General features: G+C 43.0%; 16 protein-coding genes. 10 read left to right on the top strand and 6 right to left on the bottom strand.

What is annotated here, in order from left to right; translation table 11 throughout:
- Positions 1-49 precede the first annotated feature (49 nt).
- Positions 50-721 (top strand): DUF2750 domain-containing protein, encoded by a 672-nt coding sequence (locus ERX55_RS00375; RefSeq protein ID WP_165983660.1) that lies wholly within the window; start codon positions 50-52, stop codon positions 719-721.
- A 37-nt stretch (positions 722-758) separates the two neighbouring features.
- Here ERX55_RS00375 and ERX55_RS00370 read toward each other — a convergent pair whose 3' ends face one another.
- Positions 759-971 carry a hypothetical protein gene (locus ERX55_RS00370; protein ID WP_133450605.1) on the bottom strand — a complete coding sequence of 71 codons (213 nt, stop codon included), beginning with the start codon at positions 969-971 and terminating at the stop codon, positions 759-761.
- Positions 972-1,130: 159 nt separating this feature from the next.
- On the opposite strand from ERX55_RS00370, the gene ERX55_RS00365 reads away from it, so the two are divergent.
- Positions 1,131-1,460, top strand: a complete 330-nt coding sequence (locus ERX55_RS00365; RefSeq protein ID WP_279512543.1) for a DUF3969 family protein — start codon at positions 1,131-1,133, stop codon at positions 1,458-1,460.
- Between the two features lie 204 nt (positions 1,461-1,664).
- Here ERX55_RS00365 and ERX55_RS00360 read toward each other — a convergent pair whose 3' ends face one another.
- Both ERX55_RS00360 and ERX55_RS00355 read right to left on the bottom strand, forming a co-directional pair.
- Complete coding sequence (locus tag ERX55_RS00360; RefSeq protein ID WP_133450603.1) at positions 1,665-1,766, bottom strand: type I toxin-antitoxin system Fst family toxin; 102 nt, start codon at positions 1,764-1,766, stop codon at positions 1,665-1,667.
- Positions 1,767-2,010: 244 nt separating this feature from the next.
- Complete coding sequence (locus tag ERX55_RS00355) at positions 2,011-3,612, bottom strand: ABC-F family ATP-binding cassette domain-containing protein (protein ID WP_133450602.1); 1,602 nt, start codon at positions 3,610-3,612, stop codon at positions 2,011-2,013.
- Positions 3,613-3,725: 113 nt separating this feature from the next.
- Between ERX55_RS00355 and ERX55_RS00350 the strand changes: the two genes are divergently transcribed.
- Positions 3,726-4,595 carry a CvfB family protein gene (locus tag ERX55_RS00350; protein WP_133450601.1) on the top strand — a complete coding sequence of 290 codons (870 nt, stop codon included), beginning with the start codon at positions 3,726-3,728 and terminating at the stop codon, positions 4,593-4,595.
- A gap of 139 nt (positions 4,596-4,734) precedes the next feature.
- Here ERX55_RS00350 and pepF read toward each other — a convergent pair whose 3' ends face one another.
- Positions 4,735-6,534, bottom strand: a complete 1,800-nt coding sequence (pepF, locus tag ERX55_RS00345; protein WP_424960671.1) for an oligoendopeptidase F — start codon at positions 6,532-6,534, stop codon at positions 4,735-4,737.
- A 117-nt stretch (positions 6,535-6,651) separates the two neighbouring features.
- On the opposite strand from pepF, the gene ERX55_RS00340 reads away from it, so the two are divergent.
- The 5 genes from ERX55_RS00340 (at position 6,652) to ERX55_RS11365 (ending at position 11,159) form a co-directional block, all read left to right on the top strand.
- Positions 6,652-7,017 carry a hypothetical protein gene (locus tag ERX55_RS00340; RefSeq protein WP_133450600.1) on the top strand — a complete coding sequence of 122 codons (366 nt, stop codon included), beginning with the start codon at positions 6,652-6,654 and terminating at the stop codon, positions 7,015-7,017.
- Between the two features lie 104 nt (positions 7,018-7,121).
- Complete coding sequence (locus ERX55_RS00335; protein ID WP_133450599.1) at positions 7,122-8,723, top strand: choice-of-anchor I family protein; 1,602 nt, start codon at positions 7,122-7,124, stop codon at positions 8,721-8,723.
- Between the two features lie 51 nt (positions 8,724-8,774).
- Positions 8,775-9,305 (top strand): hypothetical protein, encoded by a 531-nt coding sequence (locus tag ERX55_RS00330; RefSeq protein ID WP_133450598.1) that lies wholly within the window; start codon positions 8,775-8,777, stop codon positions 9,303-9,305.
- 394 nt (positions 9,306-9,699) lie between these two features.
- Entirely contained in the window at positions 9,700-10,260 is a 561-nt protein-coding gene (locus ERX55_RS00325; protein ID WP_133450597.1) for an ABC transporter permease subunit, read from the top strand.
- A complete protein-coding gene (locus ERX55_RS11365; RefSeq protein WP_165983659.1) occupies positions 10,260-11,159 on the top strand; it encodes a hypothetical protein in 900 nt (299 codons plus the stop codon). The genes ERX55_RS00325 and ERX55_RS11365 overlap by 1 nt, the downstream gene beginning before the upstream one ends.
- Positions 11,160-11,458: 299 nt before the next feature.
- Here ERX55_RS11365 and ERX55_RS00315 read toward each other — a convergent pair whose 3' ends face one another.
- On the bottom strand, positions 11,459-12,730 hold the full coding sequence (locus ERX55_RS00315) for an aminoacyltransferase (RefSeq protein WP_133450595.1): 1,272 nt from the start codon (positions 12,728-12,730) through the stop codon (positions 11,459-11,461).
- Positions 12,731-12,733: 3 nt separating this feature from the next.
- Positions 12,734-13,957 carry an aminoacyltransferase gene (locus ERX55_RS00310; protein WP_133450594.1) on the bottom strand — a complete coding sequence of 408 codons (1,224 nt, stop codon included), beginning with the start codon at positions 13,955-13,957 and terminating at the stop codon, positions 12,734-12,736.
- 106 nt (positions 13,958-14,063) lie between these two features.
- Between ERX55_RS00310 and ERX55_RS00305 the strand changes: the two genes are divergently transcribed.
- Together ERX55_RS00305 and ERX55_RS00300 are read left to right on the top strand one after the other, a co-directional pair.
- Positions 14,064-14,729, top strand: a complete 666-nt coding sequence (locus tag ERX55_RS00305; RefSeq protein ID WP_133450593.1) for a sigma-70 RNA polymerase sigma factor region 4 domain-containing protein — start codon at positions 14,064-14,066, stop codon at positions 14,727-14,729.
- Positions 14,726-15,091, top strand: a complete 366-nt coding sequence (locus ERX55_RS00300) for a hypothetical protein (protein WP_133450592.1) — start codon at positions 14,726-14,728, stop codon at positions 15,089-15,091. Before ERX55_RS00305 ends, ERX55_RS00300 begins: the two co-directional genes overlap by 4 nt.
- Positions 15,092-15,127 lie beyond the last annotated feature (36 nt).

Raw genomic sequence — 15,127 nt, 5'->3', positions numbered from 1 at the left:
AATTTAGATCAGATATTCATTACCTTTAAAGGAGCATTCTTTACTAGAATTGATAGAGAAAATGACGGATGAAGTACCTCAGCTTTCTCAAATTATTGATGTATATAAAGGCGGCAATAAACCCAAACTTGGTAAATGGAGTTTCTATCCTATCAAGGACAAGGAATTTATGAAAGAGACTGCACTTGATTTGTTAGAGATTAATAAAAGAAATGACTATAAAGATTACTTTATCATTGCCCATGATAAAGAAGAAAGTTATCTAGGTATTTCTAAAAAAGACGGAAAATTATATTGCTGGTGTGACTGGCCTGAGGTTGAACCTCAACTTATGTTTGAGAATATAAGTGAACTGATTGCTGTATATAAAAGGCTACCAGACTATTCCAGTAGTAATGAGCAGCAATCATATCTTACTGAGAAGTTATTGCAATATGAGGGATTGTATTATTTATTTAATCCAGATATTGAATATATTGCAGGGAATTACTCAATTGAATACTTTCCGCAGATCACATTTTTATACTGGGATTCTGAAGATAAAGCCAAGAATTATAGAAAAGGTAACTGGGATAGTTTTGAGATAAGATATGTTGAACGAAAAGAATTTATTGAAATGCACCTTGCAGACTTTCTTGATAACGATGATTATATAGGATTTAATTGGAAGATGGACTACGAAATAGATATCAGTCCAGAAAACTTTTTGAATGACTTTTAATATGGATCTTAAGGGGCCATCACATCTTCAGGAAAAATCATTTTTTAAAGAAATCAAATCGGATGATTCTATCAAACACAAGAACTATTATGAAAGCACCAAGGGGGATGATAGCTGGCAACCAACTTGGTTCAAAATGTACCGCTTCGCCAGGTGAAGTTCTTGTTATAAGAAAAAAACTGATAAAACAATAAATGATAGCTAACACAACACCGGTCATATTTCTTTCATTATTTCGGACTTTTCTCATCATATCTCCTTAATTATCGAAGTAATTTTGTGTTTATTTCCAATTAATAGTATAAAACTAAATGATATATGAGTAAATAACTTACAGTTAGAAGCGATTACCTAGCTTGATAAAGAGAGCTGTTTATAATGGAATATAGGTGCGTTAATTAAGAATGGAGTGAGTATCATAAAGATAAACAAATACGAGAAATTCCTGTTGTTACAAATTAATGGATGTTTGAGTCAAATTTTAAATGGAGATATGACTTTTGATGATGCCGAATATTTTCTGTTAAAACCAAGAATTTTTGAAGAGATCAAAAAACTTAATATAAGAAAAGAGTTTCTCGACCTTTATGAGGATGTAATGTTGTTTGATGCCTTTATTTTATTCGGAAAGTTTGAAGAGCAAGCGCTAAAAAAGAGGAAGGAAAAATTATATAGAGCATGTCAAAGTTTCATTAACGAGGACACCAACTATCGTTACACCAAGCTTCTTTTCTGGTAAGACAGAAAATGGGTTTTTAAGTAAGTTAAGCCAAGTGCTTGTTCTGCGAATCATTCACCTACTTTGGTTTGTCCATCTACAAGTTCATAGGTTGATAATAATGATTTTACATGTTAGAATACCTTTAACGAAGGTTTCAAGCATAGATTCACCAAAACCCATTTCTGGTCGGACAGAAATGGGTTTTTTAGTGGGCTTTGTCACCTACTTATTGTGCTTATCCTTACTATTTAGCCAGTAAGTAAAGTAAGCAACTGTGCAACTACTGATAATTGTACAGATGGTTCCAACGAAGATTTCGAGCATCAGATTCACCTCTCTCCGTTAAATATCGCATCTAACGGGAAGTAGATGACTCATAGATTATATCATAAAAAATTTTTTAATATTTAGTTTACATAAGATGTGATCAAAAAAGGGTTTTATAAGGGAACTGATCCTTGAATAAGCGATTTTCAATATAATCAACTGAAGTGTAGGAGGATAGGTGGTTGAATAGTGTCATTTACAGCAAAATAAAACCCTGCATAAATGCAGGGTTGATCAGTCATTATTTCAGAACACCTTGTTCTTTCAGGTATTCTTCATATGTGATTTCTTTAGAGAGGGCACCTGGGACATTTAAATCGATGACCCGGTTAGCGATTGTATTGATGAATTCAAAGTCATAAGAAGTAAAGATCAGTGATCCTTTGAAGGCTTTTAAGCCATCATTGACCGCTGTGATACTTTCCAAGTCAAGGTGGTTAGTCGGCTCGTCAAGTAACAGAACATTCGCTGATGACAGCATCATCTTAGAGAGCATGCAGCGTACTTTTTCGCCCCCTGAGAGGACAGTGGCTTTCTTACGCACTTCTTCTCCTGAGAAGAGCATACGGCCGAGGAAACCACGCAGGAATGTCTCTGTCTGCTCCTCAGGTGGCGCATACTGACGTAACCATTCGACAAGGTCGATATTCTTTCCTTCAAAGAACTCTGAGTTGTCTTTCGGCAGATAGCTCTGAGTGGTTGTGATTCCCCATTTGTAAGTACCTTCATCCGCTTCCAGCTCACCTGCAAGGATTTTCAGAAGAGTAGTCTTCGCAATCTCTGAATCACCGACTAAAACCGCTTTATCATTCGGATTCATCGTGAATGACACATTATCCAGTACTTTGACACCGTCAATCGTTTTAGTCAGACCTTGTACAGAGAGGAGGTCGTTGCCGATCTCACGTTCCGGCTTGAAGTTGACGAACGGGTATTTACGTGAAGAAGGCTGGATATCATCAAGCTCAATCTTCTCAAGCATTTTCTTACGGCTGGTGGCCTGCTTGGATTTAGAGGCATTGGCACTGAAACGCGCAACGAAGTCCTGTAACTCCTTGATCTTCTCTTCCTTCTTCTTGTTTGAATCCTGCAGCATCTGCTGGGCAAGCTGACTGGACTGATACCAGAAGTCGTAGTTACCGACATAGATCTTGATCTTGCCGTAGTCCAGGTCGGCGATATGTGTACATACGTTGTTCAGGAAGTGACGGTCGTGGGAGACAACAATGACCGTGTTCTCAAAGTTGATTAAGAAATCCTCTAACCAGCTGATGGCAGGGATGTCGAGTCCGTTTGTCGGCTCATCGAGTAAGAGAACATCCGGTTCGCCGAAAAGCGCCTGTGCGAGAAGCACCTTGATCTTCTGGTTGTTCTCAAGTTCAGACATCTGCTTGTCATGGAACTCTTCTTTGATGCCGAGTCCTGACAGGAGGACCTGTGCATCAGATTCAGCCGTCCAGCCGCCCATCTCACCGAACTCACCTTCAAGTTCAGCCGCACGCATACCATCTTCATCGCTGAAGTCAGGCTTCATGTAGATTTCATTTTTCTCCGTCATGACATTCCAGAGTTTCTCATTACCGCGAAGAACGACGTCAAGTACACGCTCGTTTTCGTACGCAAAGTGATCCTGCTTTAAGACTGAGAGACGTTCATCTTTACCTAAAGAGACATTTCCTGTCTGAGAGTCGAGTTCACCTGATAAGATTTTCAGGAAAGTCGATTTGCCGGCACCATTCGCACCGATAAGACCGTAGCAGTTGCCCGGCGTGAACTTGATATTGACGTCTTCAAATAATTTACGGTCACCGAAACGAAGACTGACATTAGATACTTGTAACATAACATTCTCCTTCATATTTATTTCCGTTCAAAATTATAACATATTTTCACCCGCTTCTTATACTTTATTCTATCTGGATGTTATAATAAACAAAAAGCACTGAAGGAGTTTTTATGGAGAACAATGAACAGCGTTTATCAGGAAGTATCGACTTTCTGAAAGTAGCGGGACTGGAAGGATCGACCTATCGATTACTGGGACCGAATAATGAAGAAGTAAAACTGAATGCCTCTGAGATAGAAGAGGGCGATGAACTCGAGATAGGTGAGGATTACAGCTTTTTCGTCTACCCCGGCCGTACAGGCGACTTATTTGCCACACAGAACATGCCGGTCATCACGACGAACAAGTATGACTGGGTGAAAGTGATCAAAAAGGACAGAGACGGTGTGACAGTCGACATCGGCCTGCCGCGTGAAATCATCATCCCGTGGGAAGATCTGCCTAAGCTGAAGGAAGTATGGCCGGAGAACGGCGATGAGCTCTTCTGTACGCTGCGGGTCGACCGTAATGATCAGATCTATGCACGTCTCGCTTCTGAGACGACAGTGACCTCTCTCTATACACCAGCCAAGGAAGAATTACTGCACACGACCATAGAGGCTTATCCATACCGGCTGCTGAAGGTCGGTACGTTCCTGCTGTCCAAAGAAGGCTATAAGATCTTTGTGCACGAAAGTGAGCGTCGCACAGAGCCAAGACTGGGAGAAAAGGTAGAAGTCCGTATTATCGGTCACAAGGAAAACGGTGAACTCAACGGCTCCTTCCTGCCACTGGCACATGAGCGCATGGATGATGACAGTGAGATGATTCTGTCGATGCTGGAGGAGTATAACGGCGAATTACCGTTCTCTGATAAATCTGATCCGGAAGCCATTCGGGAAGTCTTCAAGATGAGTAAAGGAAGCTTCAAACGTGCAATCGGCAAACTTTATAAAGAGAAAAGAATTACAATCGAAGCCGACAAAATCAAGAAAATATAAAAGAGTCCCTCGCTATTCAGATAGCGAGGGAGTTCTTATGTATTCTGATAATTATCCTGTTTTTATAAGTACTTATATAATATAAATTTATATAAAAAGACGACTAAAAGGCTTACCCATTATGGGTAAGCCTTTTATATTATGCGTCGATTTCTTCTGTCAGCTTCTCAAGTTCATCAACCAGAGAACCGATATAGGCGATGGTCTCCTTCAAAGGTGCATCAGTCGTCAGATCAATGCCAGCCATTTTTGCGAGTTCAACAGGTGGCTTAGAACCGCCCGCTTTCAAGACTTCAATCCAGTCATTGACAGCACTTTGACCTTCTTCATTGATACGTTTAGCCATCAAAGTAGCAATTGTCAGCCCGGCTGAGTAGGTGTATGGATAGAGACCCATGTAGTAGTGAGGCTGACGCATCCAGGTCAGTTCTGCACCTTCCGTGATCTCTACAGCATCTCCCCAGAAGTCTGAAATCACCTGTTTCTTGATGCGGTTCAGAAGCGGAGCGGAGAGCTGTTCGCCTGCATCGACCTGATTGTAGACCTCGCGCTGATAGGCCGCTTCCAGCAGATGAGTGACAAAGTTATGGTAGTACGTCCGCGAGATGATCGTTGCGATGACCCAGCGTCTGAATTTTGGGTCATCTGATTCTTTGAGCAGGTAGTTCGCCATCAGCATCTCGTTCATCGTGCTCGGCGCCTCGACGAAGTAAAGCGAGCTTTCAGCATCAAAGATATTCTGATGGTGGTTCGCCAGATGGAAGTGGCCTGCATGTCCCAGTTCATGAGCCAGAACAAAGACCTCTGTCATCTTGGACGTCCATGAAATGAGGATGAACGGATTCGTTGAATAGGGGCTCGCGCAGAAGGCACCAGTTGATTTGCCTTTATTCTGCACAAAGTCGATGTAACGCTTGCTGTAGGCATCATCAACCAGCTGCATGTAGTCGTCACCCATAATAGATAAGGCTTTAGTGATATAGTCCTGTGACTCTGCGACAGTGATTTCCGGCTCGTACGTTTCATCAAGTGAAATCTTCAGGTCCTCGAACTTCATGTCATCCAGATGATTCGTCTTCTGCAGGAGCTTGGCATAACGGCGCATATGCGGCGCCAGCTCAGTCGTGATCAGATCAATCTGACGGTTGTAGAGTTCACGTGAAACTTCCTGTCTCTCAAGCAGGAAATCAATGACAGAGTCATAGCCGCGAAGCCTTGATTCTGTTTTTTCCTGCTGGACCGTCATATTATAAGTCTTGGCAGTGGTATTTTCATATTTTTTCAGCGTATCCGAGAACTTGCGGAAAGCATTTCGTCTGATCTCTGTATCACCGTCCACCTCCAGCTCGCCTTCAAAAGACACATAGTTCATCGGAATCTCCTTGCCATGTGCCTCAAAAGTACCGAAATCGATGTCGAGCATCTTTGTCGTGTCATAGAGGCCATACGGGGCACTGAAGGTTGATGAGAAGGCGGCCAGCGCTTTCTCTACTTCCGGATGCAGCTGATGGGGCTTTCTTCTGACAAGCTTCTCTAAATAGCGCTGGTAGTGCTGTGAGTGATTCTTGATGTCCTCGAGTTGATCCGCTTCCAGTGCAAGCAGTTCTGAGTCTATGAATGACAGGGCACTTGCCATCTCATCATAGGCTGTGCCGAACTGACCGATCAGCTTCTGTGCTTCTGCATCAGTCTGGTCGACACTCAAGTTAAGACTCGCGTAATTTCCAAGGCGGTCAATCGCCTCTGTGATCGCTGCGTAGTCGTCCAGCATCGCTTCAACAGTCTCTGAGTTATTCAGAGTCTCTTTGTACTGCTCGCTGAATGCGTGGACCTTTGATACTGTTTCCTTCAGATAGCTGTAGAAAGCAGTGTCATTCTCAAACAGGGGACTGAGGTCCCAGGTTTCTTCGATGTTTACTTCACTTCTTAATGTTGTCAATATTTCCATCTCCTCTCTGTCTGATTCCCATTATACCGTTCCAAGCGACCCGGCGACAATGTTTAGACAGCGGATTAAGGGTATAGATAGATATCAACCTGAGAAGGAGGTGTTCACATGCTTACACTTGCTGACATCAGCTATACAGCCATTCCGAATTTTCTTCTGATTTCAATAGTCGGAATGCTGATACTCTCCATGATCTTCGGCCTGTTGACGAACCGTTTTATTCTTGCGCCCGTGCTGACATTTGTACTGCTCGGCATCGCAGCTTTCATTCTGCCGAATTTCTTTGATATTACGTATCAGCCGCTGCTCGGCTACGCCACATTCCTGGCAGTCCTCTCGCTTCTCCTGAGCCTGCTCTTCTGGTATCTGACCAGAGACCGCCGCAGACAGAGAAAGCTTAAAAGAGAGCGCGACCAGGAACGCGAGGAATTTGAGAACAAATACAATCGTCGTGAGAAAGAGAACGGCCTTTAAGACATGCTTGCATGTCTTTTTTTAATGGAGAATTTACATATGAGTCATGGAATCTTTACATGACTGCCCTAAACTGGAGGAAACATATAGTTGGAGGATGAAAAATGAATGAACTGTTCAAAGTTCTTTCCACCGGTACACTTGCAGCATTGATGTTAAGTCCTTATGCGGATGCCGCTTCTGTGTCTAGCTACAGCGAGAAGAGTACACTGAAAATAAACCAGCTGGCACGTTATGACTCTCAGACATCATTCGGCGAAAGCGGCACTGAGATCGTTGCCTACGACAAGAAATACAAGCGTGCTTACTCCATCAACGGCGCACTGAACGCACTCGATATCCTGGATGCTGCCAAGCTGACAAAAGGTAAGCTTCCACTGATCAAACGCGTCTCACTGAAGGACTTCAATGCACAGGGTTCGGATATCACAAGTGTCGCTGTCCATCCGCAGCACAAATACATCGCAGTCAGCGTTCCGGCAGCGGATAAGACCGATAACGGCCATGTGGTCTTCCTGTCCATGAACGGTCACTTCAAGGGCCAGGTGGAAGTAGGGGCACTGCCAGACATGCTGACCTTTACACCCAACGGCAGACATCTCGTGGTTGCCAATGAAGGGGAGCCTAATGACGACTATACCGTCAATCCGGAAGGGTCTGTCTCTGTTATCCGGACGAAACCGAATGGTCGCATTAAGCAGTCTGATGTGACGACGACATACTTTGACCGGTCGATGATCGGCAGTGACGTCCGTGACTTAGGCCGCACTCAAGAAGAAAGCTTCCGTAACCTTGAGCCGGAATACATCACGATTGACAACAACAATAACGTTGCCTACATCACGATTCAGGAGCGTAACGCAGTCGCGACCTACAATATCAAGAAGAAGAAGTTCATCTCTGTCAAAGGACTCGGCTACAAGGACTATCATCAGACCACAATCGATGTCTCCGATAAAGACGACAAGATCAATATGAAGAACTATCCGTTATTCGGCATGTATCAGCCGGACGGTATCAGCCATCTGAACTACAGAGGCCATGTCTACCTCTTGACAGCAAACGAAGGGGATACACAGGATTATAAAGGCTTCAGTGAAGAGACACGTGTCGCGGATATCGCTGATAAGTTTAAGACGACCAGTGACTACTTCAGTGGGTTCGATTCAGCCATCTTGAAGGACAAGAAAGCACTGGGACGACTGAAGACATCGACGAGTAATCCATTCACAAATGCAGACGGTACTTATGACGCAGTCGTGACATTCGGCGGCCGTTCATTCTCAGTGGTAGAAGCGGATTCGATGAAACAGGTCTATGACAGCGGGGATGACTTCGAGAAGATCACCGCTAAAGCATTCCCTGCTGCGTTCAACAGCCAGCAGGAAGAACCGGGCAAGATTGAATTCGACAGTCGGAGTGATGATAAAGGACCGGAAGCGGAGTCAGTGACAGTCGGTAAGGTCGGCAGACATCAGTATGCATTCATCGGCCTGGAACGGACAGGGGGCATCATGGTCTACAATATGGATAACCCGTCAAAACCGGTCTTTGACACTTACTTCAAGTCACAGGACAATAAGGACATTTCACCTGAAGGTCTGACATTCATTCCAAAAGAACAATCACCGACAAAGAAGCCACTCTTGATGGCAAGTCATGAGATGTCCGGCACCATCGCAGTCTATGAATTTACAGGCAAGTAATCATATCTTATCAGAAGCCTCCTTGCTACAATAAGTAGCAGGGAGGCTTTAATGTATATGAGACATAAGAAGATAAGGGGCAAGAAGCGGAAAATCAATCATCATTTACGACATATAAGCCAACAACTCAGTCTGATATCTGAAGGGACACAATATATCTATGTCCCGCAGATCGCAGCTGTGACTGACGAGCACTTAGATGGCTCTCTCAAATATCGACTGCTTGATGAGACTTTCCGCCTTGTGGAGAGTATAAGTGACGCACATCGATTATATATCATTGATGAGAGAAGACTGATGAACAGCCATATCATGCTACCGGTGACAGAAGAACTCATGATACCTGATTTTCTCAAGAAGACAGACGGCACAAAACCACTATATATCAAACAGCTTGAAGATAAATATGAATTGAAATTCAGTCTCTATAGAGACGTTCAGTCTATAAGCAAAGAAAATCTGGCCCGCCTTGACTTGGAAGAACATAAGAACTATCAGGTGATGCCATCCGAGAGTGACATCATCAGGCTGGAAGAGAAGAAGCCGACATTATGGCTAAGCCTTAAAAGGATTAATACTTAGAATTGTATGAAAAACGGATAGGTCAAATACCATTCTTTATTTTCTGAATATTTAGTATAATAGGCGTAATTGTTCTATTATGGTTTCCTAGGAAGAGGGTGAGCATCTGAAAGACGTCATTAAAATAATGATTAATGTCTTGGTACTATTTCTTGTCGCATGTCTTCCGTCATTATTTCATTCTCAACATTTCAATTTTAATGATTTCTTGACTGCTATACAGGAGACTATAAGAAATCTGTCACGGCCTCAGCAGATTGTATTCATCAATCAAAAATCTGGTGTTGAACATAGCCTTTTTCCGTTTATTATCGGCCCATGGGTGAATACACTTTCTATTTTGTTTTCTGCTATTATCATTTCCTTTATTCTTTCGCTTTTCTTAGTCTCTTTGATGTATAAATATCAGCACTTCGAGAAAATAATCGTTGTCATGAACCATATGCTCAGTATTATACCTGATGTCTTTTATGTACCGATTTCTATCACGGCTGTGATAGTTATTTATCAGCAGACGGGTACACTGCTATTCGCTGTTGCTTCCAGTCAGAGTTCGAAGGCCTTTATTTTCCCGGTATTGGTATTATTGATTATTCCGTTAGTCAACAGCATCACCTTGCTGAAAAAGCTGTTAGATGAGGAGAGAGTAAGTGCTTATGTAGAGTTAGCCAGATCAAAGGGTTTGAATGAATTTGAAGTATTTTCCTGTCATATCTTGCGCAATCTCATGATCCGCTACCTGATTAATATGAAACAGATTGTCTGGATTACCTTGTCCAGTCTGCTGTTCCTGGAAAGAGTGATGAATATAATGGGGGTATCCGTCTTTATATTTGAATACAATTCACCGGTTGTACTTTTTATCACCTTTTTACTGCTTTATATTCCAATAGCGCTGTTATTCAGGTTGAGTCAATTTGCTGTACATCAAGTAACCGGCAGGGGAATGGTATGATGAAAAAGATCTATATTTATCTGACTCTGCTCATCTTACCAGCTATTGTAGGTATCATATATTTTGATATTTTCAACGGCAAAGTGAAACGAACGGATTTCTTATATGATAGTAGGGGGAGTATTATATCAAGTTCGCCATTTCCTCCGAGTCGGCATGCTGTATTCGGTGTGGATTCAAGTTCAAATCATATGGCTTATGAGGTGTTATCGGGTTACAGGCTTACACTTTTAATATTGATCATTATTGCGCTCGTCTCACTGACTCTAGCGATCATAATAGGTACATATCTAGCTTTCAGTAAGAGAAGCGGTACTTTCCTGCAAGCAGTAACTAATCCCTTCTTCTATATTCCTCAGTCGATATTAGCCTATATTTTTTTACGGCCAGTTCTCTATGAACCACTCAATGGATTTGAAAACTCGGCTGACTGTAGAATACTTTTCAATATCATGATCCTTATTTTACTGATGATCCCGACAACGGTGGTTCTGATTAAGGAATCCACTGAAATAATCCTCGGGAAAGAGTTTATTGTGAGTGCCTATACCTTCAGCCCTAGTAAAACACATATCTACTTCAAGCATGTATGGCCGAATATGACGACCCAGTATTTTATTATATTTCTCCGTCTATTGTTCCAGACATTAATCATCATCTCACATCTCGCATTCTTCAAGATTTTCTTCGGTGGGACAGATGTATGTTATGGATCTGCCTGTGAGATTATTGAGAAGCCCGTATTCCCGGAGCTCAGCAGTCTGATGGGCTATCATTTTAATGACTTAACAATCGCATGGTGGACGTTCTATGCGCCTTTAATGGCTATTATCTATATGATGCTGCTTATGCAGATGATGGTCAGAGAACTAGAAAAACGGAAGAAAATACAGAAATAGATGCCTGTCTCTACAAATATGCAGCAAAATTGGAGAGGAAATCTAATATACGAGGAAACAGATTTCAATGTTAAATAAATACGAGTATTTAGACGAGGAACAATATATTAGAATCTTTTTATTATCAGCTAAGAGAAATAGTTTAGTTTGGCAGATAGGGGCTTATGAGTTGAACGATTTCTCTCCACACATAACTTCCTATAATATATATTATGTAAACTAGAATATCGAAAAAAATAGAGGGGTCTTGTTGTCACTTATATACACTAAAACCGTCATGATCATCATGACGGTTTTTATCAGTTCTTTTTAATGATATTCTTGATACGTCGTGCGCCGCCGCCAGCTTTCATCACTGTCTGATGTAACATGGCTTTAGGTTTGTTGATTGTCTTATTGAAATCTCCGACAAGTTCCTCAATCTGTGCATTGAAGCCGCGTTTAAATCGATAGACACCGTAATCTTCGCCGGATTCCGTGAAATCACCGGATACACCGTAGAAATTGTAACGGCTGAACTGGTGCTCAAAACAATAATTGATCATATACCAGTGCATGGCATATGGGCCCATGAACTGACTGTATTTATGGCTGGATCCTCCTGAGAAATAATTGATTTCATAATTATTCTCAAAGAACATGCCTGCTGCCAGATTCAGGATCTGGCCATCTGTTTTCTTCAGTTCATTCATATCCAGTAAGTTCTGCTGCAGTTTCTTCAGCTGGTCATCTAAATCAGCCAGTTTCTTCAGCTGCTTGTCTGATTTGTTGTCTGCCAGCAGCAGCTGGTCATGTTTGGTCTCCAGTTCCAGCTGTTCTGCGTTTAAATCCGCTATATGTTCATCTAAGTCGATATATGCAAGCGGCATGATGGCCTTTGAGCCGTAGTGTTTCTTGAATCGCTTGAAGTAGTCATCATCACGGGCGATAAAGCCTGTCCGTTCCTCGGTTTCTCTGTACAGATCCAGGAAGATATCAATCTCATTTTCTTCCAGCAGACGGATTTTGACACCGTATTTCTGTGCCTTCTTGACATTGCGCTTACGCTGGCTGTCAAACTGCTTCATGATGGATGCCGGTGTTTCCCCTTCCAGGTACAGTACACTCATCCAGCGCACTTGTGTGTGACTGTATCCTCTGGTGAAGCCGCCATGCGTATAACCTAATGACTCAAGAAGTTTGATCAGCTCATCGTTGCCCGCTGTCTTCGGATTGACGTCTTTGTCATAGGTGCGATATAGCCAGTACGGATCGAGCTTGACGTACAGACACTGATGCTGTTTCAGATATGTATCCAGCGACTGGAAGTAAAAACGAATCAGCTCTGTATTTGATGTATCGAGTACAGGTCCGCGGTTTGAATAATACATATAGCTGCCGAATGTCGGTATTTTAGAGAACAGACTGGCCGCCATCACTCTGCCGTTCTCTTTGACGCCGAGGAGGACAACCGGACTCTTCTCTTCTTCCCTGTTCGCGATATTTTCAGCCATCTGGAAATAGTGGCTCATATAGGGTGTCTCAGCCATAAATGTCTTGAATTCTTTTGTAGTCAGTTCTGTGAACTCCATCACTTACCCCCTGATCTTCTTCATCGCCTGATAAGCCTGATAGACCGGCTTATTGATCGGCAGCACAAAGTCACCGATATATTCCATGACGTCTGCATTGAAACCTTTCTTGAACTTGATGACCCCCGCATCTTCTGCCTCTTCACTGAAGTCACCGCTGATGCCGTAGAAGTTATAGCGGTTGATGCCATGATCAAGCGCGTAGTTGATCATCTTCCACTGTATAGCGTAGGAACCTGCGAAGTGTCTGAACTCATTCGCTGTCCCGCCTGCCAGGTATACGACTTCATATGGATTGATCAGGTAGAACGCGGCTGCTACAGGCAGTTCATCTCCGTGTTCAGCCTGCAGTTCTTTCGCTTCTGTCAGACGGTCTTCAATCGCTGCCAGCTGTTTCTCGAGATCTGCTTTTTTCTTGTCGTTCTTCTGGGTGTTCTCCGTCTGCAGGCTCCGTTTTACACCTTGCTTCTCCTCTTCTAGCTGAGGGATATATTCTGTAAAGTCTATATAGGCAAGTGGCATGAGCGCTCTGTCACCGAAATGACGCAGACGCAGCTTATAGAAGTTGTCATCACGGTCCTGGAACTCTTTCTTGGAGCTTGTATCTGCCATGAACTGTCTGAAGATAGGCATCTCATCCTCAGTCAGATAGCGGACTTTGATACCATTTTTGATGACTTTCTTGATATTCCGTTTACGCAGGCTGTCCATATCTTTCAAGACGGACTTGGCATCCTTGCCTTCAAGGTCCAGAACTGAGTGCCAGCGTATCTGGAAGTTGGTCTTCATACCCGTTGTATAGCCCTGATGGACATAACCGAGTGCTGCCATCTCTTCAATGACTGAAGCGGTCGGATATTTTTCCAGCACGTTACCGTCGTGATCCCGCTTCTGATAAGCAACATACGGATCAACACGTACATAGAGCGCTTTATGCTGTCTTAAATATTTCTTTAATTCTGTAAAGAAGAAGTGCAGCAGTTCTTTGTTGTTATAGTCCATCACTGGTCCACGGTTCGTGTAGAAATATTTAAAGACTTTCATGACGGGAATGGCCGTCAGAAGACAGGCTGCAATCACGTTTCCGTTCTCCTCTACCCCTACCAGGTGGACTTCAGCACCTTCTGCCTGTTTGACGTCATAGTTGACTGTCATCTGTGTGAAATGACTGCCTGTCTGATCACAGAATGTGCCGAATTGTTCTTTTGTCAGTGTAATAAACTTCATAGTTAACTCCTTCTTGTTCAGTAGATTAGTGATTATTTTATGCTATAATTCGCTTATATAAAAGAATTATTGAAAATTCGTTTATATAAGCGAACGGAGGGATAAAATGATCGGGTTATTCATTATGGACGTATCAGGAAGTACAGCCCATGGGAATACAGGTGAAATCAGCCAGAAACTCCGCCAGCTGGAGAGCGCAATCAACAGCTGGACACAGCCGCTGAATAGACGCTACGTCAATTTCAGAATGGGAGACGAACTGTTCTTTGTCTGCGATTCACCGGGTGATATGCTGATGCTAGCTTATTATATCAAATTATCATGGCCTTTAAAAAGTCAGACCCTTAAATTCGGGCTGTCGATTGGTGAAAGTGAACTGCCGGAAGCCGATTTTGAGCACTGGAATGCCCCTATCATCAAGGAAGCACGTCAGGCGCTGGAAAGCATCAAGACGAATGACCAGGTTGACCTCAGTCTCTCGGCAGAGAATGCATCGATGATCAATCATGTGCTCTTCTACTATATGACAGATATCCTGCGCCAGCATACAGATATCCAGCGGGAAATACTGCTGATGAGCCTCTCGATACCTGTACAGCGGGAACTAGCACTGGAGATGGATAAGAGCTTCTCTACAGTCTCCACCCATCTCAAAAAAGCACGCAGTAAGCAGCTTGACTTAATCGAGCAGGAACTGATTCATTACAGCTCAGGTATCAATGAAGCGATGAGAGCCGATATCAGACAGACACTGAAGGACCTCTACCGATGATGATGAATCTGACCCTCTATTTCCTGTGTATCGTACTTTATATCTTCAGCGGCCCTTTCATCCGGTCATTTCTGGCGTCCATGAGTTCAACTAAACTCCCGCAGACCGATAATGTCGGGCTTGTCATCGGCTACCTGGAAAGGTTTCTGATTATTATCTTTATCGTACTAAAGGAATATACCGCAATCGGGCTTGTCATCGCAAGTAAATCTATCTTAAGATTCAATGATGTGAAGCAGGACCCGGTTGATCATCAGCCTGATAAGATTGATAAACAGTCGGAGTATATCCTGCTTGGTACCATGCTTTCAATGACAGTCGGCATCTTGATCGGCCTGCTCGCTTCAATTGACTTCAGATAAAACAGAAAGTCCCGCTGAATGAGTTGCGGGACTTAT

The sequence above is a fragment of the Macrococcus bovicus genome, from assembly GCF_004359575.1.
GTDB classification, from domain to species: domain Bacteria; phylum Bacillota; class Bacilli; order Staphylococcales; family Staphylococcaceae; genus Macrococcus; species Macrococcus bovicus.
Note: the sequence above shows the minus strand (reverse complement) of the source record. Positions and strands in the feature narration are given on the sequence as shown.

What these genes read in the sequence shown, in the direction of transcription:
- ERX55_RS00370 (WP_133450605.1), bottom strand. Translation starts at nt 971, where the DNA reads ATGAGAAAAGTCCGAAATAATGAAAGAAATATGACCGGTGTTGTGTTA.
- ERX55_RS00360 (WP_133450603.1), bottom strand. Translation starts at nt 1,766, where the DNA reads ATGCTCGAAATCTTCGTTGGAACCATCTGTACAATTATCAGTAGTTGC.
- ERX55_RS00355 (WP_133450602.1), bottom strand. Translation starts at nt 3,612, where the DNA reads ATGTTACAAGTATCTAATGTCAGTCTTCGTTTCGGTGACCGTAAATTA.
- ERX55_RS00350 (WP_133450601.1), top strand. Translation starts at nt 3,726, where the DNA reads ATGGAGAACAATGAACAGCGTTTATCAGGAAGTATCGACTTTCTGAAA.
- ERX55_RS00340 (WP_133450600.1), top strand. Translation starts at nt 6,652, where the DNA reads ATGCTTACACTTGCTGACATCAGCTATACAGCCATTCCGAATTTTCTT.
- ERX55_RS00335 (WP_133450599.1), top strand. Translation starts at nt 7,122, where the DNA reads ATGAATGAACTGTTCAAAGTTCTTTCCACCGGTACACTTGCAGCATTG.
- ERX55_RS00330 (WP_133450598.1), top strand. Translation starts at nt 8,775, where the DNA reads ATGTATATGAGACATAAGAAGATAAGGGGCAAGAAGCGGAAAATCAAT.
- ERX55_RS00325 (WP_133450597.1), top strand. Translation starts at nt 9,700, where the DNA reads ATGTATAAATATCAGCACTTCGAGAAAATAATCGTTGTCATGAACCAT.
- ERX55_RS11365 (WP_165983659.1), top strand. Translation starts at nt 10,260, where the DNA reads ATGAAAAAGATCTATATTTATCTGACTCTGCTCATCTTACCAGCTATT.
- ERX55_RS00315 (WP_133450595.1), bottom strand. Translation starts at nt 12,730, where the DNA reads ATGGAGTTCACAGAACTGACTACAAAAGAATTCAAGACATTTATGGCT.
- ERX55_RS00310 (WP_133450594.1), bottom strand. Translation starts at nt 13,957, where the DNA reads ATGAAGTTTATTACACTGACAAAAGAACAATTCGGCACATTCTGTGAT.
- ERX55_RS00305 (WP_133450593.1), top strand. Translation starts at nt 14,064, where the DNA reads ATGATCGGGTTATTCATTATGGACGTATCAGGAAGTACAGCCCATGGG.
- ERX55_RS00300 (WP_133450592.1), top strand. Translation starts at nt 14,726, where the DNA reads ATGATGATGAATCTGACCCTCTATTTCCTGTGTATCGTACTTTATATC.